Source organism: Pseudoflavonifractor sp. MCC625, assembly GCF_018784545.1.
Classification (GTDB): Bacteria; Bacillota; Clostridia; order Oscillospirales; family Oscillospiraceae; genus Pseudoflavonifractor_A; species Pseudoflavonifractor_A gallinarum.
The window spans coordinates 1-24,813 of sequence record NZ_WQOJ01000005.1 but is presented as its reverse complement, the minus strand read 5'-3'; the positions used below and the strand labels follow the sequence as shown (position 1 = coordinate 24,813).

At 48.1% G+C, this 24,813-nt stretch carries 19 protein-coding genes and 1 pseudogene; 17 read left to right on the top strand and 3 right to left on the bottom strand.

Going from position 1 to position 24,813, the window contains the following annotated elements:
• Positions 1 to 2: 2 nt before the first annotated feature.
• From GPK94_RS00525 to GPK94_RS00515, 3 genes are read left to right on the top strand one after another with little or no spacing between them, the layout of a single operon-like run.
• On the top strand, positions 3 to 572 hold the full coding sequence (locus GPK94_RS00525; RefSeq protein ID WP_252192471.1) for a DUF4194 domain-containing protein: 570 nt from the start codon (positions 3 to 5) through the stop codon (positions 570 to 572).
• Complete coding sequence (locus GPK94_RS00520) at positions 569 to 3,910, top strand: SbcC/MukB-like Walker B domain-containing protein (RefSeq protein WP_215653880.1); 3,342 nt, start codon at positions 569 to 571, stop codon at positions 3,908 to 3,910. Before GPK94_RS00525 ends, GPK94_RS00520 begins: the two co-directional genes overlap by 4 nt.
• Positions 3,907 to 5,103, top strand: a complete 1,197-nt coding sequence (locus GPK94_RS00515; RefSeq protein ID WP_215653879.1) for a Wadjet anti-phage system protein JetD domain-containing protein — start codon at positions 3,907 to 3,909, stop codon at positions 5,101 to 5,103. The genes GPK94_RS00520 and GPK94_RS00515 overlap by 4 nt, the downstream gene beginning before the upstream one ends.
• Before the next feature lie 444 nt (positions 5,104 to 5,547).
• On the opposite strand, the gene GPK94_RS00510 is transcribed toward GPK94_RS00515, so the two are convergent.
• A complete protein-coding gene (locus GPK94_RS00510) occupies positions 5,548 to 6,222 on the bottom strand; it encodes an alpha/beta hydrolase-fold protein (RefSeq protein ID WP_215653878.1) in 675 nt (224 codons plus the stop codon).
• 320 nt (positions 6,223 to 6,542) lie between these two features.
• On the opposite strand from GPK94_RS00510, the gene GPK94_RS15920 reads away from it, so the two are divergent.
• From GPK94_RS15920 to GPK94_RS16245, 6 genes and pseudogenes are all read left to right on the top strand, one after another.
• Positions 6,543 to 9,626, top strand: a complete 3,084-nt coding sequence (locus GPK94_RS15920) for a DUF3578 domain-containing protein (RefSeq protein WP_252192470.1) — start codon at positions 6,543 to 6,545, stop codon at positions 9,624 to 9,626.
• A complete protein-coding gene (locus tag GPK94_RS00500) occupies positions 9,601 to 12,084 on the top strand; it encodes a restriction endonuclease-like protein (RefSeq protein ID WP_215653877.1) in 2,484 nt (827 codons plus the stop codon). Before GPK94_RS15920 ends, GPK94_RS00500 begins: the two co-directional genes overlap by 26 nt.
• Positions 12,085 to 12,128: 44 nt before the next feature.
• Complete coding sequence (locus GPK94_RS00495; protein WP_215654149.1) at positions 12,129 to 12,512, top strand: (deoxy)nucleoside triphosphate pyrophosphohydrolase; 384 nt, start codon at positions 12,129 to 12,131, stop codon at positions 12,510 to 12,512.
• Between the two features lie 17 nt (positions 12,513 to 12,529).
• Positions 12,530 to 13,543 (top strand): nucleoside triphosphate pyrophosphohydrolase, encoded by a 1,014-nt coding sequence (locus GPK94_RS16385; protein ID WP_346727961.1) that lies wholly within the window; start codon positions 12,530 to 12,532, stop codon positions 13,541 to 13,543.
• Position 13,544: 1 nt separating this feature from the next.
• A complete protein-coding gene (locus GPK94_RS00485; protein ID WP_215653875.1) occupies positions 13,545 to 14,012 on the top strand; it encodes a DUF4365 domain-containing protein in 468 nt (155 codons plus the stop codon).
• Positions 14,013 to 14,025: 13 nt separating this feature from the next.
• Positions 14,026 to 14,685: pseudogene (locus tag GPK94_RS16245) on the top strand (PD-(D/E)XK nuclease family protein); the annotation flags it as partial.
• 306 nt (positions 14,686 to 14,991) lie between these two features.
• Here the strand turns inward: GPK94_RS16245 and GPK94_RS16240 are convergent.
• Both GPK94_RS16240 and GPK94_RS00475 read right to left on the bottom strand, forming a co-directional pair.
• Positions 14,992 to 16,665, bottom strand: a complete 1,674-nt coding sequence (locus GPK94_RS16240) for a DEAD/DEAH box helicase (protein WP_215653873.1) — start codon at positions 16,663 to 16,665, stop codon at positions 14,992 to 14,994.
• Positions 16,666 to 16,686: 21 nt separating this feature from the next.
• Entirely contained in the window at positions 16,687 to 16,977 is a 291-nt protein-coding gene (locus tag GPK94_RS00475; protein WP_215653871.1) for a hypothetical protein, read from the bottom strand.
• 248 nt (positions 16,978 to 17,225) lie between these two features.
• Between GPK94_RS00475 and GPK94_RS00470 the strand changes: the two genes are divergently transcribed.
• From GPK94_RS00470 to GPK94_RS00435, 8 genes are all read left to right on the top strand, one after another.
• The gene (locus tag GPK94_RS00470) at positions 17,226 to 18,605 is read left to right on the top strand and encodes a ParB/RepB/Spo0J family partition protein (protein WP_215653869.1); all 1,380 of its coding nucleotides are present in this window, start codon (positions 17,226 to 17,228) and stop codon (positions 18,603 to 18,605) included.
• Between the two features lie 309 nt (positions 18,606 to 18,914).
• Positions 18,915 to 19,271, top strand: coding sequence for a hypothetical protein (locus GPK94_RS00465; RefSeq protein ID WP_003500157.1), 357 nt, complete (start codon positions 18,915 to 18,917; stop codon positions 19,269 to 19,271).
• The gene (locus tag GPK94_RS00460; RefSeq protein WP_215653868.1) at positions 19,258 to 20,343 is read left to right on the top strand and encodes a DNA cytosine methyltransferase; all 1,086 of its coding nucleotides are present in this window, start codon (positions 19,258 to 19,260) and stop codon (positions 20,341 to 20,343) included. Before GPK94_RS00465 ends, GPK94_RS00460 begins: the two co-directional genes overlap by 14 nt.
• A gap of 4 nt (positions 20,344 to 20,347) precedes the next feature.
• On the top strand, positions 20,348 to 21,061 hold the full coding sequence (locus GPK94_RS00455) for an antirestriction protein ArdA (RefSeq protein ID WP_215652076.1): 714 nt from the start codon (positions 20,348 to 20,350) through the stop codon (positions 21,059 to 21,061).
• Between the two features lie 14 nt (positions 21,062 to 21,075).
• On the top strand, positions 21,076 to 22,125 hold the full coding sequence (locus GPK94_RS00450; protein ID WP_215653866.1) for a hypothetical protein: 1,050 nt from the start codon (positions 21,076 to 21,078) through the stop codon (positions 22,123 to 22,125).
• 90 nt (positions 22,126 to 22,215) lie between these two features.
• On the top strand, positions 22,216 to 22,686 hold the full coding sequence (locus tag GPK94_RS00445) for a PcfB family protein (RefSeq protein ID WP_012741698.1): 471 nt from the start codon (positions 22,216 to 22,218) through the stop codon (positions 22,684 to 22,686).
• On the top strand, positions 22,683 to 24,506 hold the full coding sequence (locus GPK94_RS00440) for a type IV secretory system conjugative DNA transfer family protein (protein WP_215653864.1): 1,824 nt from the start codon (positions 22,683 to 22,685) through the stop codon (positions 24,504 to 24,506). The genes GPK94_RS00445 and GPK94_RS00440 overlap by 4 nt, the downstream gene beginning before the upstream one ends.
• Positions 24,507 to 24,595: 89 nt before the next feature.
• Entirely contained in the window at positions 24,596 to 24,754 is a 159-nt protein-coding gene (locus GPK94_RS00435; protein WP_003500126.1) for a Maff2 family protein, read from the top strand.
• The last annotated feature ends 59 nt before the right edge of the window (positions 24,755 to 24,813 follow it).

The window sequence follows — 24,813 nt, the reverse complement described above, 5'->3', positions numbered from 1 at the left end:
CTATGGACGTAAGAGAGGTCGCCAACTATTTGCTCAACCACTGTTTTCTCCCGTCGCAGGCGGAAGACCTGTGGGAAAAGCATTACTATGCAGTCAATCACCTGGAGGAACTGCGCCGGATCTTCAAGCCCCTTGGCTACACGGTTGTCTACCATTCCGCGCCTCTGAAGGTGATTGCACTGGTCAGCGAGTATGAGGGAAATCAGGCTAAACTGAATAAATACGAGAGTATTCTACTATTGATTTTCCGGCTGTTGTATTTGCAGAAGCGGGAAAAGCTCTCTCTGGATGGAGAGCATGTCGTCGTCACAGTGGGAGAGATCCAGGAGGAGTATCAAAAGTTGGGGCTTCCCCGCAAACTGGACCGGATCACGCTGGAAGCCATCCTGCGAACCCTCAAGACCTACAATCTGGCAAAGCCGCTGGACCGTCTCACCGAGGAAGAGGCCAAAATTGAGATCTATCCCACTGTTATTCTGGCGCTGCCGGACAATGTCCTGAAGGCATCCAGGGATGAGACGGCAGCGGCACTGGACAAATACCGCAAAGCCGGTGAGGAGGATGATGTATGATTGCACTGTGCCGCCTGCGGCTGATCAACTGGCATAATTTTGTCAACGACCTTCTAAATATCCAGCAGATCACGTATCTGATCGGAGTCAACGGTGTGGGCAAGACCACGATCCTGGATGCCCTGCGGTATTGCCTCACCACGAGCAAAAGCTTCAACGCCCTGGGCAACCGCAAGAGCAAGCGAACACTGCTGGGCTCGGTACACGGCAAACAGCGGGATCAGGACGGAGACCGTCCCCGATACAGCCGCAAGGGGCATACTGTATCCTATGTCGGCGCCGAATTTCGGGATGATACCGCAGCTCCTGGGAAGGACACCTTTGTCATTACGGTTCGGGTGGAATCTGAGAAACCTGACGAGGACATGCGTCACGTACAGCAGCGCTGGTACATCTCTCCCCGGGGCGTCATGCTGGAGGACCTCCCCTTCCTGGGCCCCGACCATGTTCCCACAAAGCGGGAACAGTTCTGCCTGAAAAACGGGAAAATGCGGGATACCGACAATCAAAAGCTGGCAAAAGACCTAATCTGCCGCGCGCTGGGGATTGGAGCAGCAGACTCCCCGTTGGGGAAGAAATTCTGTGCGGTATTTCCCATGGGTACCGGGATGGACGACATTGAGGACTTCCGGGAATTCATCTATCACTACATCCTCCCCCAGCCGGAAATTGACCCCCAAGCACTGCAGCAGGAGCAGATCGAATTGGATCATCTGAACGACGTGCTGCTCCAGGCAAAGGAGCGGGCGCAGCTACTGACGGAGATCGGTACCCTAGGTGAGACTGCCCGTTCTAAGCAGCGGGACTGCAGAGTGAACCAGGGGTTTGTTCTGTATGCCAGCCAACAGGCGGCAGCCGAAGAGGAAGAACAGATCCTTACCGCCATCCGCGACGGAAACCGGGAGATCGACCGTTTGGAAGAAGAACTGCGGTATCAGAAGGAGCGGACGGAGCAGGCCCACCAGCGGTGGATGGATGCCCTGCGGGAAAACCAGAACAGCCCGGAACGCCAGCAGCTGCAGGTCTTCGATGATCTGGTAAAAGCCCGGGAAAGGGACTACACGGAGGCTCGAAAAGCCCTCTCCTCTCTGCAAAACGCCAAACAGGAACTGGAAGTTCTGAATCGAAAGTTGGCCGACTGCGGACGAGCACTTCCGGCCGAACAAATGCCGGACGCTATTGAGCAGTTGCCGGAACAGCGGCAGACAGAGCAGCTCATCGCCATGGAACAATTGCTTCGGGAGCGGGAGGATTCCCTGGATCAGGAAGAATTTCAGGTCCGAAGCGATCTCCAGCAGTTGAAGGATCGGCAGAAAGCCCTTCAGGCGAAAATCGAAACACTGGAAAAAGGTCAGTTGGTCTATCCGGATCAGGACCGGGCAAAACGGGTCTGCCAAGCCATCAACTGGGAACTGGCCCAGCAGGGCATGGAGGCCGATGCCCGCATTCTCTGCGAGATCCTGACGGTGCAGGAGCCTGACTGGCAGGCGTGTATCGAAGCCTGTCTGGGAAACCGCCGCTTCGACATTTTCGTTTCCCCCCGGCATTACCGTACCGCCAAACGGGTATTTGAGCATCTGAAAGCCGAGGTGGGACAGGTCAGCCTTCTGGACAGTCCAGCGCTGGAGCGGGATGGTGGAAAAGACGCTGCCTCCCTGCTGGCCAGTTCCCTCGCCACCAAAGTCACCAGTGAAAACTGGCTGGCCAAATACTATGTGCAGAACCTGCTGGGGCAAATTGTCTGCTGCGATACGTCGGAGACTCTGGAAGCGTATCCCCAGAGCGCCACAAAAGATCTTCTGCGGCACTATCCTTATCGGTTGGCACGTCTGCGCACGCCTGTGCTGTATATCGGCATGGAAGCCCGCAAGCAGCAGTTGAAAGCCGCCCGGGAGGAGTTTTCAGTTTTGCGTGGACAGTTGACAGAGTGCTCCGCCCATGCACAGTCCCTGCGGGATATTCTGGAGCAATGCCGCCGCATTCTGCATAGCAACGTTCTGGAGGATCTGCGCAAAAACTGGGGCAGCGTCCAGCGGCACCAGTCCAGTTGGCAGGCGCTGGAGCGGGCACGGCAGGAATACGAGATGTGGAAGGAAAATCCTATTCTTCAGGCAAAAATTACTGCCGAACATCTCTGTCAGGAAGAATGGACGCGGCAGGATCAAAAGCGGGTGGAAATTGAAGCCGCCCTCCGCTCCCGAACGGATAAAGTCCAGGAAAAACAAGGGCTGCAGGAGCAGGCTATCCGAAAGGCAGAAGACGCCAGAGTAGGCTGGCTGGCGTTTTGCCAGCAGGAACCCTTGCTACAGACAGAAGTAGAGAAAAAATATCAGGACGCAGCCCGCAGCCGTCCCCCGGACAAGATTGTCCAATACCAGACGAATTATCAAAATCAGGTGGATAAAGCGCTGGATGAATGGCTGCGCGACCATCTAATCCCCAAGCAGCGGGAGTATAACACCATCTATACCTGTGACTATCCCCTGGGTCTGGATGGCATCGAGACCTTCCGGGAACAGCAGGAACGGCTGATTCATGTAGATCTGGAACGGTACTCCACCAGTTTGCATCAGGCGCAGGAGCGGTGCCGCCAGCGCTTCCGTGAAGACATTCTGTATCGAATGAAGGATGATATCTATAACGCCAAGCGGCAATTCCGGGAACTTAACCGCACAATGGAAAGCCTGCAATACGGTGAGGAGGTCTATCAGTTCGTTGTCCAGGCTAGCGCCGATCCCGAACGCCGGGCATTTTATGATGTTATCATGCAGGACAGCAACCAGCGGATCCAGGGGGACGGCAGCATCGAAGATTTTCTGGCCCGCAATGACCCGGCCTACGAAACACAGGTGAACGAATTGATGGAGCGGATCTTGGCAGAGTTGAAAGCCAATGCCCAGCGCCGCCAGGAGGGAAAGCAGTTGGCCACAGAGCTGTCTCGCTATGTGGACTACCGGTACTACCTGGAATATGACATTGAGTGCCGCAACCAGATTACAGGCGGCGTGACCCGGCTCTCCGCGGTCAGTCAGGACAGCAGCGGTGGAGAGAACCAGGCGCCGTTCTACATTGCAATCTGCGCATCCCTGCTGCAGATCTACGACAAATGCGAGAACAGTATTCGCCTGGTACTGCTGGACGAGGCGTTCAGCCGCATGACCAGCGACCGCATCCGCCCCATGATGCAGATGCTGCGCAAAATGCAACTACAGACGGTGCTGATCACAACAGTGGAAAAGGCCTCGGCCATCCATCCCTACTGTGACACTACCTGTTCCATTATCAAAAGCGGTACACGCAATGCTGTCCGCCCGTTTTATCAGGATGTGAGGGAATGATGGACTACACCCACGAAATTCTCACGGCGATGGTGGATCGCTATGAACGCAGGAAAGGGACTTCTACCCAGAACGGTAAGCCTCAGCGGGCGGTAACCTTCGATCTTGCAAAGCATTATCCCATATACCGGGACCACCTGAGCGAGGAGGAGCAGGCCATTGACGAGGCAGTGTCGCGCCTTTCCAATTGGCAGATGGTTGCCGCCCCCCGCAGTGCCCAGGGATACTACACCAAGATCACGCTGCGGCTGGACCACATTCAGGAAATCTATGAATTTTTAGGTCGGAAACCGGCCCAGGAAACCCGACAAGAGCAACTGCAGCTTCTATTGGAGACCTGGCAGCAAAATCCGGACACTCTCTCCGGCCGTTTCGCCGGAGAGATGATGGCCGCACTGCAGGCCGGGCGCTCCCTCGGATACGGCCTGCAGGGGAATCTTGAGAAACTGCGGGATATTTTGCTGGCTCTGGAAAAAATCGGGCAGCTAAAGAAAGAGACCTATGTGCGCAACTTTTCTGAGGCCGTATTCCATGACTCCAAGCACTTTCAGTCTATTTCCGGGATTATCCGCAGTATTCTCTCTGATTTGACAGACCAGCCGGTAGAAAAGAAGCAGATCCTGGAATATTACAATCTTTTGGAAAATCCAACCTACCTCTATTTGAAAGGAGGCTGGATATTGGAGTTTCCGGACTCATGTATCCGTGTTGCTGATCTTCCAGGTGGTATTGGTTTGACCTCTGACGGCTTGAGTGCCATACGGTCTGTCCTTTTGGAGACCCAGACAGTCATTACCGTTGAAAACCTCACTACCTATCACGACATTTCCTCAGAGGATCGAGCCGTTTTATATCTGGGTGGTTTCCCAAATTCCGCACGGGCAAGTTTTCTTCGTATGGTTTACGTTTCCAAACCGAATGCTGTTTATTTGCATTATGGAGATCTGGATCCATATGGGTTCTTGATACTGGAAAACCTGAAACAAAAAACTGGAATTCCATTTGACGCTTCAGGAATGGATCTTGCTACCCTGCAAGCTTGTTTCCAGGCAGGACATTACCGTCCGCTGACCGCAGAAGATCGGAAAGTCATGCAGTCACCTATGCTCTGTGCCTACCGGGAAATATTCGATTTCATGCAGGCACATAACTGTAAAGCAGAGCAGGAATCTCTTTCAGCAATGAAATTATAACTGCCGCCCTGGTATCCATAGGCCGGAGGCAACTTGCAAGGCAGGCCGTGCTCTTATGTTGTATGGTTTGTTCTAATACTATTATTTTTTTCTAATCGCTTTTAATGTGTTCTAGTCCCAAACGGTTGAACTAAATTTTTTCTGGTACTTTCTAATGGTTTTTAACCATTTCCGCTACATTCCGCTCACTCTTTGCCGCTCTTAATTCCACTGTTTCCGAGTGTTCCGGCGCTGTCTGTGGTCAAACATGTGGTCAAAGAGCCCTTCTTGACCAGGCGAGGCATCCGCTGCCGCCGCCTGTCCAGAAGGGCTCTTTTTCATGTTCGAGGCTTAAGGTATTGTACCTCTGGCGAAGCCTGATAGCAAGTCATTCCTGCCCCTCAGGCGTATCAGTTTTTAGCACGCCTAAACAAAGAATACAGCCTGGCGGGAGGAGGGCCTAACTCACCTGCTCAGGAGCCAACAAAGGCCTGTAGCTGTACGCTCCGTAGCACGATTGTAGTGATTGCCCAGATTCAGTTGGAATACCGTATCAATCCCCTTGCTTTGATAGAAAGCATGAATCTCTTCTGTGTTCTGCCTGACATTTCTCAGAAGTGGGTTTCGAGTTTTATTCTCTTTGTCACCCAGAGAAAAGTACATGTAGTCCGGCAAACGCTTTGGCTCATGGGAGAAAATGTACTCCTTTATTCCAGGAAACCAGAGAGAACCGGACATGCTCCCTACACGGGAAAATAGATCTGTCTTGTGGATGGCATACAAGGCAAACAGCCCAGCAAGAGAATACCCGACGATCCCACGCCAAAACGGCACGCCAGTAATCTTCTTCTCTGCCGTTGGGATAATCTCTTCGGTCAGGAGCCGCAGATAGTCGTCCGCACCACCAGTGCAGGGTTCGGCATTTTTGAAAGCAGGTGGGCTGTCCCAAGGTGCCATGTCGTGGTTCCAGTCCAGATTATTTATCGCCACCAATGTGAACGGTGGGCAACTAACGCCCTTTGCGATCTCATACACCCTCTGACCTTCGCTAGAACATGCGTTGAGGTAAATCACTGGAGCTCCCAATTCAGCACATGAATAAACAGATATTGTCTTGTTGTTTATTGCAAATGTATACATGATGATTTCCATCTTTCGCAAAAACATTTAATTTAATATTGTAGATTATATTATACACCGTAAGGATTAATTCACAATTGAATATGAACTATCCTTGTCATTTTTCAAGGCAAATAGTATAATTATGTCAATAATGTATTCTGTCGGCCAAATGGAAATGGCTATTTTATACAACAACCGCAGGAAATTATTGATTGATAGAAAACTTACATTGCCGATTCAAGCATAATTGCTGACATTGTTCACAAAACAATGACTCGCTTTCATTGAGGCCAGATAGAACCTTTTAAGAAAATTATAAAGGGGTCTTGGAGAAAAATATGAAAGAATTACTTTTTAAAAAAGTTGTAGATCTGTCCTTACTAACTTCAGGTGCCGCTATACCAAAAGATATTCAAAGTAAACTTTTATCGAGTATTGGAATTATTCTTAATAAAGGGGAAAAACATTCTATTTGGATTCAAATAGAAGACTCAAACTACAAAGCAACACTTACGAATGTTGGTTTTAGTGAAGGGGTAACCAACCGAGAAGTAGTACAAATACGCTATTCATCTGGTAGCGCAATATGTCAAAAGTTAAATGAGCTCTTTTATCATAGTGCAACTTTAATCTCTAATCTTAGGGCATCAGGACAGAAGACTATCAGGATTCCTGATGATGATAAGGAATATATAGAGGTTTATCCGATAGGGCCTGAAACTCTTGAATTTCGTTGTTATCCTAAGGACAAACTCCAAGTGAAAGAAAAAGAAGATTTCTTCAAATACATAGGCGGGGAACGAGATCTTGTCGGCTACCAACGTTCTTATAAATTAGTTTTTTATAAGTGTTTCTTTATGCTGTTAAAAAAGAGTGCGCAAGTTCCCGCTGACACATTATCGCAAGCATTCCGGAGTTTTTATATTGCTCGGAAAATGGCCGGACAGTTAGCAGACATTGATGCCGATAATGTTATTACAAATATTGAAAGTAGTTCTATTGAAAGTGTTTATGGCCTAATACTTCGCAATCCATTTGCTGCAATTAATAAAAAAGGATTTATTGTTCAGAAGAAAATTAACGGGAAAGATTATTTTGCCTTAAATTCAAAATTACAGGAGGAATTACAAGAAAGCGATATTGCTACGATTACCAGTCTAATAGATCGTAAAATTGAATTTTATTTTTCGAGACTTACTGTTACTAATGGTCAAATAAGAGACATTGCATCCAAAATATTAAACGAATACATTCATGCGAAAAATGAGCCCTTTTCCGGACACGGAATCGGTAATTATATGCGAAATGAAGTTCCAAATTTGATCTATCAAACAAATTTGGTGGATCCTTCTACTTACCTTGTGAGTGGTAGTGTTGGGCAAGGCAATTGGGCAACGATTCCATGGATATGTATTTTTGATCGAAATATTACGACATCTGCCACTAAGGGAATCTATATAGTCTATCTCTTTTCAAAAGATTGTAATACGCTTTACCTTACATTTAATCAAGGATGTACAGACCTACGAAAAACATTAAGTAAGCGTGATGCAATTAGGGTTATGCGAGAAAATGCCCAAAAGATTAGATCTCAAATTGATTCGCGAGGATTTTTCATTGATGAAAATATTAATTTGGGTGACGATCTTACCGAACTTGCGGAAATGTATCAAAAAGGCACTATTTTTTATAAAAAATATCAAAAGCAAAATTTGCCTTCTGAAGAAATTTTTCGCAAAGATCTGTCCAATATGATGGATATATATAGAGAGTATACAAATCTATATTTCGGGCAAGACCTGGAAGAATCTGATGCTTCCCCTCGCGCTTGGCTTTTGACTTGGAACCCCTCAAATTGGGAATGGAAGGACTATAGAGAGGCTATTTTCTTAACTCATACAGGGAAAAAGTATGTCAATGAATGGTCCTGTGTGAATACGCATGTAAAAATTGGAGACCGTGTGTTCTTAGCAATGTTAGGAACAAAAAATAACGGAATTATAGCATCTGGCTACGCCACAACAGAGAGCTATCAAAGTGAACATTGGGATCCCACTAAAGCCTCCAATGGTCAGCTGATCAATCGTATTGGAGTAGAATTTGATCTGGTTGTAGATATTGATAACGAGCATTTTTTGAAGATTGACCAGTTGGCAGAACACTTTCCAAACCAAAAATGGAATCCACAAGGTTCTGGGATTTCTATTAAGAATTATTACGTTGATGAATTGGAGAAGCTTTGGCAATTAATTCGCACAACTGGGGAAAATGAAATGGAAACAAAAGAGATTATCTCATCTATCAATAATTATATTTTGCAAAAGGACTTTTGCTACGAAGATGGACTAATTGAAAACTTTTATCTCAGCCTCAAATCTAAGCCGTTTGTGATCCTTGCCGGCACATCGGGAACCGGTAAGACTCGATTGGTTAAATTGTTTGCGGAAGCGGTAGGAGCAACCTCAGAAAACGGTAGATACAAGATGGTACCTGTTCGTCCAGACTGGTCGGATTCTTCTGATCTTTTTGGGCATGTGGATCTGAACGGGAAATTTGTTCCGGGCGCAATTATTGATTTCGTAAAGAAAGCTGAACTCGACAGCAACTATCCGTACTTTCTCTGTTTAGATGAGATGAATTTGGCCCGTGTAGAATACTATCTCAGCGATATTTTGTCTGTCATTGAAACCAGGGATTTTAAGGATGGGAGGATACAGTCTTCCCCGCTCATCGATCATACATATTACGGTGCCGACACCGCTGCAGCCGGGCGTTACGGTACAGTCTTGCTTCCGGAAAATCTCTATATTATCGGCACTGTCAATATGGACGAAACGACTTTCCCCTTTAGCCGAAAGGTTTTAGATCGTGCCAACACGATTGAGTTTTCTTTCGTTGACCTTATGCCGAATTTTGAAACGGTTCCCCAAAATTCATCCCAGGCATTAAGCTTGAATAACTCATTTCTCAAAACAGAGTTTTTGCTATTGAGCCAATGCTCTGAGGAAAGTGAATCTGTAAGCGGCTATTGCCTTGAACTTCAGAAGATTAATAAAATTCTTCAACAAGCAAATGCCCATGTGGGGTACCGAGTGCGTGACGAAATTGTCTTCTATTTGCTAAACAACAAAAAATATGACTTATTGCCGGAAGAGCAGGCCATGGATAATGAGCTGATGCAGAAGATCCTTCCTCGTATTCAGGGCAGCAGCCTTTCCGTAAAAACCATGTTGTGCGAGTTGTTCAAACTCTGTGCCGGAGACTACGATGGGTATCAGGTACAGAATGACAACGTCAGCGATAAAATGTCCAAAGCATTGCGTGATACGAATAGAAAAATTAAGTATCGACACAGCGCAGAAAAGATTGAACTCATGATAAGGAGATTTGAAGAGGATGGCTTCACTTCATACTGGCTCTGATGAACTGGTATACATCCAAACGGATAAGGTAAGTGTAACCATAAAGGGACCGGCCTCGCATCCACACAATCAGGGCGCGGAGCACCTTGAGAAAGAGTCCTTTCTCAAGGTGTTCTGTGATGAGTCTTATGAAATCAACCTGAAAGGAGATGCCGAGCTTGTTTCAAAGCAGGTTATTGGCACCGCTTGTTTGGGTGAATATAGGACAGTTCCGCTCTTCTACGAACAACAGCGCTATGAAATTGTGATTGAATCTTTCGGTGGTTCCCCAGTTGAGTTCTGGCACGAAAACTATAATGTGCGCAACAAAGTCACGTCGGTAGGGCGAAGTGAAAAAATCTTATCCGGTGTGATCAATTTCGGGAATGAAATCGGTATGTCCGACCTGATTGTTCGGGTGAACGGAACCGATTATCTGCGCCTTGTAATAGAAGTTTTTCCTTCTAAAATCAGCTATAAAAATGATTACAAAGCAATCGTTGCCGACGTTACAGCTGAAGTCTATAATGTCATTTTTGACCTGCTTAAAAAGACTTACCTCGGATACCGACAAAATGACAGAGTCGGAAATAGCCCCGTAGAGTTTTTGGCTGTAGTCAGTAAAATCTACGAGGATTTTATCCGGGCTGCCGATATGATTTTGCAGCAGCCGCACCATGAATTGGAAACGATTCATGAGGTACTTCCCAGCCATAAAATCAAATCGACTGATATCCGTACCGTCCGCTGGATTGAAAAGCACCCGGCTCATGTTGCTCGTTTGGGTAACTGGTTTGCTGTTGATAAGGCTTTGGCTGTAAATAAGCGGGTGAACTATGACACAAAAGAAAACCGGCTCACAAAATATGTTCTCCAGTCCACAGCAAAAAAACTTATCGGGTTTAAGCAGAATTATATGCGGTTGCAACGCGAAAGTGACACAGCCCTTATATCCAAAATTGACGGTATGATCCAGGGGATTACGCGGCGATGTAACAGTGGCTTTCTGGCCAATGTAAATGCGCGCGAAGCATCCTCCGGCATGTCGTTGGTATTTTCCATGGCTCCCGGCTATCGAGAACTGTACAAGTACTATCTGATGCTGCTGAGAGGGCTCTCAGTCACAGGGGATGTATTCCATATTTCCGTCAAAGATTTGGCCCTTCTCTATGAGTATTGGTGCTTTATCAAACTCAATAGTTTGATGCGAAACAGCAGTAAATATGACCTTATCTCACAGGATATTGTCAAGATTGAAGGTAACGGCATCTATGTCTCTCTGGTAAAGGGAAAATCGTCCCGTATGCGGTATAGGAACCGAGCCACACAAGAGGTGATTACCCTTTCCTATAACCCCAAAGAGATTGATGTCCCTACGATTACGCAAAAGCCTGATAACGTTCTGACGCTGGAAAAGAAGGGTGCGGACGTCCAGTACGAATATGTATTCGACGCAAAGTATCGCATTAACCCCGCACTTCCGGGAACGGACTATTATGCCTCTGTCGGACATACGCCTGGGCCGGAAATCGGGGATATTAACACCATGCATCGATACCGAGACGCCATCGTATATCGAAACGGTGTATCCCCGTTTGAGCGGACGATGTTCGGCGCATATGTGCTCTTCCCATACAGTAATGAAGACGAGTATCGCAGCCATCGTTTTTTCGAGAGTATTGATAAGGTAAACATCGGCGGGCTTCCGTTTTTGCCCTCCGCAACTACCATGGTCACGGAAATGCTGGATCAACTGATTGCGGACTCGCCGACTTCTGCCTTTGAGAGAACGACCCTGCCCAGAGGAATCGAAAGCAAACTGGCAAAGGTGGATTGGTCTGAACGCGATGTGCTGATTGGAACACTCTCTAAGAGGCAGCAACTTGATGCTTGCCTAAAGTATCGCTTTTATCACATTCCGGCAGAACGATTGAAAGATAGCGATTTCCCTGTCCGTTACATTGCACTCTATCAAAGTAAGGCGCTTTTCAGATCTGAAGCAGGGGTTCGGTATTACGGCGAAGTGACCAAGTGCATTCCTTTGAGCAGAGGGGAAATTACAGAAATCAAGCCCCGCCCCGGGACGGAAACTAAACGCTACTACCGTTTTGAGGTTAAAGAATGGAAACGGCTGAGCAAGCCGATTGTGGCAAAAGAAATGGGCTTTGTGAGAAGCTTTACCAATCGCTTTTTGCTTGAGCACAGTGCAGAAATGCCGGAACTTTGGATCCGTTCCGAAGAAGAATACCGGCTCTATTCGGAGTTGAAACGAGCAGTCAATGATACGACAATCAATGATGTGGATAACAACCTCGGATTTAATTTTGGCAATTTTACGATCGTTTTTGAAGATGGGAACATCTTAATATCCAAAGGCAAACAGATTTTTGCTAAATATACGATTTCCGATTTCTCCAGACGCCCCAATGCGGTGTTCAGGCAGATACAAAATGAGTTTCTGCGATTTGATAAAATGTAGTGCGGTTTGCATACGATATGTGGAGAGAAACGATGAGAGAAAGTATTGTAGAAGTAGTTGCAGCCCTGATTTGGGATCAGGATAAGTTTATGATTTGCCAGCGCCCAGCCCACAAGGCCAGAGGGCTGCTGTGGGAGTTTGTTGGTGGGAAAGTAGAGCCAGGCGAAACCAAGGAACAGGCACTTATCCGGGAATGTCAGGAGGAACTGGCCGTCACGCTGGATGTGGGCGAGGTGTTCATGGATGTGGTTCACGAATACCCTGATCTTACGGTTCATTTGACACTGTTCCATGCTACTATCCGGGAAGGTGTCCCCCAGAAACTGGAGCATAACGACATCCGTTGGATCACAGTAGATGAGATTGATCGGTATGCGTTTTGCCCAGCGGATGAGGAAATCTTAAACAAGCTGAAACAGGCCTTTTAAAAGGGGAGAAATGAAATATGAAAGTCGATTCTCTATGCGCCGCGTGCGAATCTATATTGGATCTTGCGTCCGCATCGCTGAGTCCGTCATATTATTATGATTCGCTTCCCTACTGCATTATAGATGCCGTATTCTCCATTGGAGTGAAGTATACAAGTACGCAGAACGTTGTGAAAAGTTATTGTACTTATTACGGACTTCGGGAATATAACACGGAACAAGATCCCTGCGGTGACACCCACACCGTCTCGCAAATGATTGAGTATATTGAATCAATCGGCATTGAGAAAAGCGCTGATATCATTTTCAAAAACCACCAGCGCACATCGTCTCGTAGCGGAATCCTCAAGGCCGATGCAGTACTTCGATTTGCCAGGATACTGCAAAAGTATGGGATTGAAACACTGGCTGATATCACTTCAAAAGGGATTCCCATTGAAGCGGAACAAGAAATATTGCGGATCCCAGGACAGCAAAGTGGGTTGTCCCTTCGGTATTTCTGTATGCTTTCCGGAGATGATTCACAAGCCAAACCTGATCGCCACGTGCTGCGGTTTCTAAAAGAGCACACGGGTAATGATTATTCCATTCAGCAAGCGCGGGATGCGCTTGAAGATGCGGTGGAACTTCTCAAAGGGAAGTATCCCAATTTGACTGTGCGACTTCTGGATTACTCAATTTGGAACTATATGGCGCATCGCCAGAAAGATAAAAAGGCCAAGCAATATCATAAACTTGTCCGTGACCGTATTCCGGAGATCATTGAAGCAAGTGGAAAGGCCTGCATTTGTGAAACCTTATCACATGAGGACTACATATCCCTATTGGATAAGAAATTGAACGAGGAATTGGCGGAGTATCAGGAGAGCAAATCCTTGGAAGAATTGGCTGATCTTTTGGAAGTTATGCAAGCCGTTGTGAAGGCCCGCGGCTGGACAATGGAAGAGTTGGAAACGGTACGTAAAAAGAAAGCCGCCGAGCGTGGTGGTTTTGAGAGAAGAATTATACTAAAAGAAGTAGTGGAGGTTTGAAATGCCAAATACGAATTGGTCTGAACTTTCTCATCTTCAATTAGGATGCTATGCGGAGTACTACGCAAAAATGGAGTTCTCTTCTTATGGGTATGATGTGTATACCTCTGAAGTGGATGACCACGGTGTAGACTTTGTCGCAAAAAATCCTGTGGACGGTAACTATTACGAAATTCAGGTAAAGTCTATCCGCAACTGGGGATATGTCTTCATTCCAAAAGATAAGATGGAGATTAGACCGACAAGGTTGGTGTTCTTGCTGCTATTTGCGGATGGTAATTTGCCCGATTGCTATGTGGTTCCATCCACGGCATGGACTGTGCCAAACGCACTCCTCGTTGAGCGAAACTATGGAAAACCCGGACAAACAAGCAAACCCGAGTGGGGGCTCAATCTGTCTAAAAAGAACATGCCTCTTCTGGAGCCGTTCCGTGCAGAACACTATTTCCTGAGGGATAAACATATTTGACAGGGAGCGCAAAATGGAATTTAAAGATGTTAACCTCTCAGATGAAGAGGCTTTGCAAGATTTTTTACTGGACATTGATTGTTTAAACGAACTACAGCCGTGGACAGGCCATTTCAACCTGTTTGATGTCCTGAAAATTTCTAAAACAGAAATACGCCACAGCAATATGTTGGGATGGCTGTTAAACCCCAATGAGAATCACGGCATGGGGGACGCATTTCTCAAAGCCGTTGTGCAAGAAATGGTTGTAAACGATACAGATGGTCGGTACGATATTTTCCAAACCCTCCTTCTGGATTTTTACAGCTTTACAGTATACAGAGAGTGGAAAAACATCGATATCTTTCTGATTTCAGATCAAGACAAATTTTTGATTGCAATTGAAAATAAAATTGGGGCCCATGAGCATAGTGACCAGCTTAACCGGTATCGAACGATACTGGAAGCGGATTATCCAGGATATCGTAAGATGCTCATTTTCCTAACTCCGGACGGTGATGATCCCAGCGATGTAAAAAATTGGGATGTCCTCACTTATTCTTCTATTGCAGAAATTCTCGGCCAACAGAAAGACGAGTTAGAATTGCAATCCGATGTAGAACTGATGATCAGAAATTATCTTGACATGATAAGGAGAGACATCGTGGAAGACCAGAAACTGATTGAAGTATGCAACAAAATATATGCAAGGCACAAGAAAGCGCTGGATCTGATATTTGAACATCGGACAGACGGCCATTCTCAATTTACGAACAGTATTCGATCCACTCTTTCAGAAATTGCAGCTGAGGGAAAAATCGATTTTATGGTAGACCGCAGTTCTGAAAGCTATTTTATATTTCACACAGCAGCTATGAATCAGAATCTCCCTCCTCTTTCTGATAAAAAGAGTTCTTGGGGAACAGAGTCTGTATATTTATATTGGGTTCATTTGCGAGGTAATCGGTTATGCGGAGTATTTGAACTTGGTGGATGGAATCTACCGGAGAGTACTATGGATACCATGCAAAAAATGATCAATATCCTCAAACCCAATGATAAGCGCAAAGAAAATTTTAAGTATAATCGTTCGCCCTATAAAATCTTTAAGCAACCGGCCTGCTCGTCCCCGTAGATTGGCTACATCATAACTTGTCAACTCAGCTTCATTTTCGTGGTGCCGTGTGTATAAATGAGGATTGCGAATAATTATATTTTGAGCGGGCATGTTAACACCTTGCATCAGAGTCGTCGTACAAACAATGTTTGAAATGTATTTTTGCTTAATTGCTTTTTCAAGTGTTCTGCGCACATGCACAGGCATTTTCCCATGGTGATACGCAGTGCAAGTTTTTAACGTCTTGCACAGTGAATAGTTTTCATTTACGCTTTTTTTATAGTAATCAATTAATTCTATAATCGTGTTGTCAGCACAAATTTCCTCACTATCAGACAATGCAATAGCTATATTCCTTGCTGTAGAGCTAGTGGGAGCAAATATTATATTTTGATCCCCTTGCAGTTTTTTTACAATAGAGCAAAGATAGTTTGTGTATTCCAAAGAAATTGTCGATGTACCATATCCTGCAATTAGCTCTGGATTTTCAATAATTTCCTCATATGGGACTTCAAACAATCCACAATATTGCTTGAAATAGAATTTAGATTTTTCTTTTTTTATGCTGTATGTTAGGTTTAAAACAGGACTGCTTGATGTTGCTATTTCTTGAGTTTCAATTCCAAACAGAGACATCCCAAGTTCTGCAATATGGTTGATGCGTGGTCCAGAGATAATTACTTGCTCAACATGATCTGTATGACGTAATTCTTGCAGTGTGTCAAAGAGTACTTTAGAACGCACATCACTGTCCTCTGATATACGTTCTATGTTTTGAACTTCATCCACAACAAGAATTGTTTTATTGGGTAATCCTTCAAAATTATCTGCTGAAAGTGCAGAAATTGCTTTTTCCTGTGTCCAAATATAAATTGTATGCTTTGCGTTTGATTCACCAATAGAAAGATTATTTGTTATTAAATAATCATCTATACCGACCTGTAACAACATGTTATTATAATCTTCAGTAACCTGATTTAATAAACTCAAAGTAGGGACAATATATATTACATCTAATGCTTGACGATACATTTGTTCAATGGTTTTAATGAGAATCACAAAAGACTTTCCCGCTGACGTTGGAGCAGAAATGCCAATTGATTTGTGGAGTTCAAGCATATCCCATAGTTGTTTTTGAAACCTAGTCAACAAAAAAGATTTATTTCCTACAAACACTTCATTTCTGCTCTGTAAAAGAGTTACTATATATTTATCTAAAACGCTATTAGTTATTGAGAATTGATTCTTTTTAAAATCAAATCCTCTATCGACTATAATTGATGAAGTAGGGTAACCAATTCTAGACAATATTTTTATAACAAAGTCTTTAATATCATACTTTTTCTTATCAATATGCTCCCACATTAAAGCCAATAATGATATGACTTTATTAACATTTACTGGTGATACCATAGTGGTTTCATAATCTATGGTTCGAATTGTCTTCAAAATCAACTGGTGGCTTGGAAAAACACTTTTATTAATAAAACCAATCCTTTTGGCCATGTAGTAATAATCTATTTTTAGCCACTCTCTTATTACTGTTTCTGTACTCATCTTGGCCCCTCTTATAAAGATTCAAATTAATTTTTGAAACTCTTGAGCTAATTCTTCAAATTTCCAGATAGGAAATATTATGTATGTTATCCTATTTAAAATAGGATTTTCATCGATTCTTATTTTAGACTTATCAAATGAAGCATATCTATCCTGTATAATTTTTTCAATTTGAGATTTAATATCGTCTTCACTTATAAGTTTAATTGGCTTTGTTTCATTATAGAGGACTAAGCTTACCAGTTCAATTTTGGTGTTAGGCAGCCTATTAGTTAATATTTTTTCTGCTACAAGATCTAGTTCTTTATCCAAAAAGTCTTCATGAAGATAGAGATTCAATTCTTCGTGAAGATTCAAGTAGGTATCAAGAATACTTTGCAACGGTGTACAAAGGGAACATAATAAAAACCTTAATAATGGACTGCCAATCTTACACAAAGTACCGCCCAAACGAGACTACGGGCGGTATTTTTGTATCATGGCGGAGAAAGGAGGAACTTCCCACGGGGGCTTGACTGAAAAGTTGAGCCCCTTTTTTCATGCCAAAAAACAGGAGGTAAATGCTTATGGCAGATGATAAAACCACAAAAACGCCGGAACAGCCAGTAACGGATAGCGGGCCGGGCAAGGAAACGCCTCCCGCTCCCCCAAAAGAGCCGGAGAAGGTTTCCGTTTCCTCGGAGCCGGGAAAAAAGACGGAACCAGAGGTAAAGAACCCACAGGTTTCCGTCTATAACTTCGCTGAAATTATGAAGGAAAAGAAAGCCGAGGAACGGGCGGCAACTCCCGGCGTGGAAAAGCCTGACCCGGCAAAAGTGGAGAAACCGGAAAAGCAGCCGGAGACTCCGAAAAAAGCAGAGGAAAAACCCAAAGAGCCGGAACAGCCGAAGCGCCGGGGCCGTCCCCCGAAAGCAGATAAGGACAAGGCCGCAGCCCCGAAGTCCAAAGCCCCCGCACAGAAACCGGAAAAGACGGTCAAAAAAGAACCGGAGAAAAAAACGGCGCCAACGGTACAGGCCGCTCCCGCTCCGAAAGGACCCGAAAAACCGAAGGATGCACCACGCCGGGGCAAGGAACAGATCGTCTATATCAAGCTGAACGAGCTTCACGCCTTCAAGAACCATCCCTTTGAGGTTCGGGATGATGAAGAAATGCGGGCTATGGTGTCCAGCGTCAAGGACAAGGGCGTGACCCAGCCCGCTATCGTCCGTCCCCGTGAGGATGGCGGCTATGAGATCGTGTCCGGCCACCGCCGCCAGAAGGCCAGCGAGCTTGCCGGATATGCGGATATGCCCTGTATTGTCCGCAACCTGACGGACGATGAAGCCATCACGCAGATGGTGGAGGACAATCTGAACCAGCGTGAAGAAATCCTCCCCAGTGAGCGGGCCAAAGCTCTGAAAATGCAGCTTGAGGCCATCAAGCACCAGGGCTCCCGCACTTCGGGCCAGATTGACCCGAAGGACGCAGGCAAACGCTCCAACGAGATCGTGGCCGAGCGCAATAAGATGGCCGTCAAACAGGTGCAGCGGTATATCCGGCTCAATGAACTGGTTCCCGACTTGATGAAGTTGATGGATGAAAAAAAGCTGGGCTTTACTACGGCGGTGGAGCTTTCCTATGTCAGCAAAAAGAACCAGAACTATATCGCCGTCGCCATTGACAGCCAGCAGTCCTCTCCTTCGCAGGCGCAGGCAAAGCGTATGCGTGAGCTGGACGAAAAGAAGCTGCTCAACGGGGATGTGATCGACGGCATTATGATGGAGGACAAAAAGGAGGTAGACAAAGTGATTTTGACAGGTGCGGAACTGAGCAAGTATTTCGGCAAGGAAACTACGCCGAGGGAAATGAAGGACCAGATCATCAAGCTGCTGGACGACTGGAAGGGCCAGCAGAAGGAACACGAAAAACCGGAGAAGAAAACCGAACAGGAAAAGTAAGCCCAAACTTCGGGTCAGCATGGCCCGAGGATTGCGGGGCTCTGCCCCGCGTCCCGAAGCTCTGGAGATATAAATGATTCCCCGTCGCCAGTTATTCCGTAGCATAGCCGGGAAAATCAGTCAAGGGCAGCGCCGCCGCAGGCGGTGCCGGAGGCACCCTTGACGGATTTCTCCCGGTTATGCTTTTTCCCGGTCAAGCGACGGGGATATAAATTCTCCAGAGCTGTTCCCCTTCCCGGGGGAAGGGGCGGAGGGGTTGGGCGAACTCTTGCTTTTCCCTAAACCTAAACAGAAATGGAGGCTCAACCAATGAAACGACCTTTAGCGTACCTGACCGCCGCATGGAGCGGCGAGCCGGATGTTGATATGGAGCTGGCGGCCCACTACTGCCGTCTTGCTTATGAGGCGGGCTTTTCCCCGATCTGCCCGCTCTTGTATCTGCCGCTGTTTTTGAATGACAGCGTTCCCGAGGAACACAAGGCCGGGATTGATATGCGCCGGGATATGCTGCGGCGCTCCCACACCCTGATCGTCTGCGGCAGCGCTGTGGATGAGGATGTGAAAAACGATATTGCGGTTGCCGGACGGCTGGGCATTGCGGCGACAACGCTGGAAGGGGTGCTTGCCGTGAAGGGACACGGCACCCCGGGCCATGCCGGACATTAAGCTGGGAAGCCTTTTCGACGGGATTGGCGTGTTCCCTCTGGCTGCTTCCCGGTGCGGTATCCGTCCGGTATGGGCCAGTGAGATTGAAAAAGCGCCCATCTCCATAACCAAAAGGCACTTTCCCGACATGGTGCATTTGGGGGATATTACGAAGGTGGACGGCGGGAAAATCCCACCTGTCCATATAATTACCTTCGGTTCCCCCTGTCAGAACCTTTCTCTGATCGGCAACCGCTCCGGCCTTGCCGGGGCAAAATCAAGCCTGTTCTATCAGGCGTTTCGTATCATACAGGAAATGAGGGATGCTACTGATAACCTATATCCAGCTATCGCTGTTTGGGAAAACGTCATGGGAGCGTTTTCTACAAATGACCGGATGGACTTTAGAGCCGTCCTATCCGCCTTCTCGGACACCGAAGTTCCAATGCCTCCTTCGGGAAGATGGGGAAACGCCGGAATGGTGCGAGGGGGAACGCCTGATGTGTGCTGGCGGCTCATGGACGCCCAGTATTGGGCAGGCTCCCGAAGGCTGGCACGAAGGCAGCGGATTTTCGTCGTGGCGGATTTTGGAGGCAGACGTGCCGCAGACATACTATTTAAGCCCCGTCCAATGCTCCCACTTCCTCCGCCTTGCGGAGAGGGCGGGCGGGCCGCCGCCGAAGGAGATCGAACAGCTTCTTTTGAAACAGGGCGGCAGATACCAGTCATCCACCCCTTTCAGTGCTTCCGTATGCGGGGAGCGGCAAAAAGGCAGGAAGAAACGGCCTTCCGAAACAGCTTCGGATTACCAACTGACCCTTTTCCCACTCTTTTAGCCAGTGACGTGACGCCCTTCGCCTTCTGGTATGAGGGCGACCCGGCGGGCGGCTGTATCCGTTTTCTGACGGAAACGGAAAGCGAACGGCTGATGGGGCTGCCGGAGGGCTGGACAAAGTACGGGGCGGACGGCGTGGAGATCCGGCCTCTGCAACGCTACAAGGCGCTGGGAAATGCGATTGCCCTCCCTTGCGCCGATTACATTATGGCCGGGATCTATGAGGTGCTGGCTGACCGGGCCGGAAAGGAGGAATGAGCCCATGTTTGAAGCCTATATAACCAACACCGCCCTGTACCCCTTGATGGGGATCGAGGTAGGGACAACGGTACATTTCCCCATGACGACACAGGAGTTGCAGGCCGCTCTTGCCAAAATCGGGATAGACGGGAAACGGTACAGCGAAGTGTTCTTTACCAGCTTTGACAGTGATGTGCTGGGGCTCTACGATTATCTCTACGAATGTGAGAACATCGACGAGCTGAACGAGCTGGGCCACGCCCTGCTGGAAGTATGGGATAAGGGCGGACTGGAAACCTTTGAAGCCGCTCTTGTCTTGGGAAACCACACAAGGAGCGTGAAGGATTTGATAAATCTGACGCAGAACCTTGACCTTTACCGCTTTTACCCGGATATTTCTGATGATGAAGGGCTGGGCCGTCTTTACGCCGACGAGCTTGGGACTATCGACATACCGGAGCACATTCAGAACTACTTCGATTATGAAGCATACGGACGGGATGTGCGTATCAACGAGGGCGGCGTATTCGCTCCCGGTGGGTATGTGTCGGCAGTCCCGGAGGGCTTCAAGGAGTATTACCACGGGCCACAGGACATTCCGCCGGAACACCGGATATTTGCCTATCCTGAAAAGGCCGAGCCTGTCCACTCCATTCTCGCTGCACTCAAACGGTTTCAAGAAGCCCCGCCCGCTCCGAAAAAGGACAAGGCGGGGCCTTCCCATGAAGAACGGTAAGACTTCGGGCCAGCATGGCCCGAAGCATGAAGGAGGTGCATACCATCAACTATTACCCTATCAATGAAGGAGCCGCCCGCCGGGCAAAGGAAATGAACAGCTTTTCCGACTACAAGGAAGGGAGCGCAACGGCGGAATACCGGGCAATGGTGGACAAGGCCGCCGCCATAGCGGAACAGCAGAAATCCCGGGTGGACCCCATGTACCATGAGAAGATCGACCATCTGTTAGACACCTACGCCCGCAAGCTGGCCGAAAACATGAACCAGGGCTTTGCCATTGACGCAAGGGTTCCCTCTGTGATGATTGCCGGACCTGCCAATTTCCCGGTGGGAAAGAAGGAAAAACAGAACCGGGCCCGGGACAGCAACATGGAGGAATGGCGGTATATTCAAGGGCTGCTGGATAAGATACGCAGTACCGGCATGGGCGGGATCAGCGCCGATGACCCGGCAGCGATTGAAAAGCTCCAGAAGAAGCTGGACGGGCTGGAACGCTCCCAGCTCATTATGAAGGAGGTCAACGCCTATTACCGCAAGCATGGCAAGCTGGATGGCTGTGCGCTGCTGTCGCCGGACCAGATCGAAAAGCTGAAAGCAAGCATGGCGGCAAACTGGCGGAGCGACCCGAGGCCCTTTGAAAGCTACCAGCTTACCAACAACAATGCGGAGATCCGCCGGGTAAAGACGCGTATCGAACAGCTCTCCAAACAGGCGCAGCGGGAGTTTTCCGGCTGGGAGTTCGACGGGGGCCGTGTGGAGATGAACCGGGAGGACAACCGCTTGCAGGTATTCTTTGATGGAAAGCCTGACGCGGACACCCGGGCCGAGTTGAAAAGCAACGGTTTCCGCTGGGCTCCCAGCGTGGGCGCATGGCAGAGGCAGCTCACGGACAACGCCATCCGGGCGGCTGACCGCTTGGAATGTATCAAGCCGCTGTCCAGCGAAAAGCCCTCCCAGCTTCAAAAGAAGCCCTCTATCTTGCAAACCATGCGGGAACAGGGCGAAAAAGTCCAGACGGAGCCGGAAAAGAAAGCTCCGTCCGGCAGGGATGCCGAGCGGTAAGCCTGGGCCACATTGGTCCGAGGTTTTCTGTTCCCCGAGACTGTACGGGGGCCTCCCGGATAGCGGGAACCCCGACGGAAAGGAGGTTTTATGCAGGAAGAAGTAAACCAAAAAACGGTTGCCCTTTCGATCAGGACAACGAAGCTCACAGGAAAAGTGCTGGCTGCCGCTCTTGGCAAGGTGGTTCGGGCGCTGCAAAAGCACCACCGGAAGGCGCTGACCCCGCAGGGACGCCAGAGCGTGAAAAAGCTGATGAACCACTATGGCGGCAAAAGTGCCATGCCCTATGTGGGAGCTCCAAAGGATTTTGACCGGATCGCGAAGGAGTTCCATGTGGACTACGCTTTCCATAAAGTGAGCCCCGGTCATTACCTGCTGTTTTTCAAAGCCAATCAGGCGGACGCTATCACGGCGGCCTTCCAGAAGTACAGCGCAAAGGTGCTGAATAAAGAGCAGGACAAGGCTTCCATCCTCGGCCAGCTTCGGAAATTCACGGAGCAGATCAGGACACAGGCAAAGGAAAAGCAGCGAACCAGAGAGGCGGTGAAGGACGGACGTTGAGTGACAAAATCAGAAAATATGTACTCCCAAACCTGCCGTACCTCTTTGTGTTCTGGTTCTTCTCCAAAATCGGGACGGCCTACCGGATCGCCCCCGGCACAGACTTCGGGACAAAGCTCATGGGGATGCTCGATACCTTCCCCAAAGCCTTTGAAACCTACTGGCCGGGGCTGGGAGGTATTGACCTGCTGGTGGGCCTTGCCGGTGCGGCTGGGGTGTATCTGCTGATACAGTCAAAGATCAGGCAGGCGAAAAAATTCCGGCGGGATGCGGAATACGGCACCGCCCGCTTTGGAACAAAGGAGGATATAAAGCCGTTTGTTGACCCAAAATTTCAGAACAATGTCATTCTGACCGGGACGGAGTTCCTTACCATGAACACCCGTCCGAAGATACCCGCCAATGCCCGGAACCTAAACGCCTGTGTCATCGGCTCGTCCGGCTCGGGAAAGACAAGGTTCTGGCTGACCCCGCAGCTCCTTCAAGCCCATTCCTCGTATGTGGTGGTAGACCCGAAGGGCGGCACCCTCGACCAGTGCGGGCGGTTTCTGCAACGGGAGAAATACAGGGTGCGGGTGTTCAACAGTATCGACTTTTCAAAATCCATGCACTACAATCCGCTGGCCTATATCAAGACGGAAAGCGATGTTTTGAAATTCGTTACCGCCTTGATTGCCAACACCAAAGGCGACGGCAAGGAGGGCGACGAGTTCTGGACCAAAGCCGAAACCCTCTTGTACTGCGCCCTTGTGGCCTACATCGTCTTTGAGGGGCCGGAAGAAGAACGCAACATGAATACGCTGGTGGAAATGATAAACAGCATGGAAGTCCGGGAGGATGACGAAACCTTCAAAAATGCGGTGGACTATATGTTTGACGGGCTGGAACGCCGCAGCCCCCACCACTTCGCCGTGAGGCAGTATAAGAAATACAAGCTCGCCAGCGGCAAGACAGCCAAAAGCATTTTGATTTCCTGCGGTGCAAGACTGGCTCCCTTTGATATTCCCCAGCTTCGGGAGATCATGTCTTATGACGAGCTGGAGCTTGATAAGCTGGGGGACGAAAAATCGGCGCTGTTCTTCCTTATCAGCGACACGGACACCACCTACAACTTTTTGGTTGCCCTTGCTTTCTCGCAGATGTTCAACCTTCTGTGTGAACGGGCTGACAACACCTATGGCGGGCGTCTGCCCTACCATGTGCGGGTGCTGTGGGACGAGGCTGCCAACACCGGGCAGGTGCCGGGGCTGGAAAAGATTGTGGCCGTCATTCGCTCCCGGGAGATCAGCCTGACGCTCTTTTATCAGGCTATGAGCCAGTGCAAGGCATTGTACAAAGACCATTCCGAAACCATCATGGGAAACATGGACAGCATCGTGTTCCTCGGAGGCCGGGAGGCTTCCACCCTAAAGGATATTTCGGAAAACTGGCTGGGCAAGGCCACCATCTCCATGCAGACCGAGGGCCGAAGCCGTGGACAGTCTGAAAGTTACAGCCAGAATATGCAGCGACTTGGCCGGGAGCTGATGACCACCAGCGAGATCACCACCATGCCCGGGGATAAATGTATCTTGCAGCTTCGGGGGCTCCCGCCTTTTCTATCCCCAAAGTATGACTTGAAAAAGCACCCGAATTACAAGTACACAGCCGAATTTGATAAAAAGAAAAACGCCTTCCGCTTGGAAAGCCTGTTCCGCCACCGGCCATTGAGACTAAAGCCGGAGGACGAATACACGGTGTACGAAGTGGACGGCTCCGACACGGACGAAGAAGCTGACCTGTTGAACTTCGATGATCTGGACAGCGACGAGTTTGTGTAACTTCGGGCCATGATGACCCGAAGCGCCGCCGATGTGGGCGGCTTTTTTTGTACCCAAAACCATCAAACAAACAAAATGGAGGAACGTATATGGAATTTTTCAATCAGGCAATCGACATTCTCAAAATTCTGGTCATGGCTCTTGGCGCCGGTCTGGCGGTATGGGGCGTCATCAACCTTCTGGAAGGTTACGGGTCGGATAACCCTGCGGCAAAATCACAGGGCATTAAGCAGTTCATGGCTAATTAAAGGGAACAAAAAGAAAGGAAAAACCAATCCAGACGGTATCAGCGGCAGGCTACAAGAAT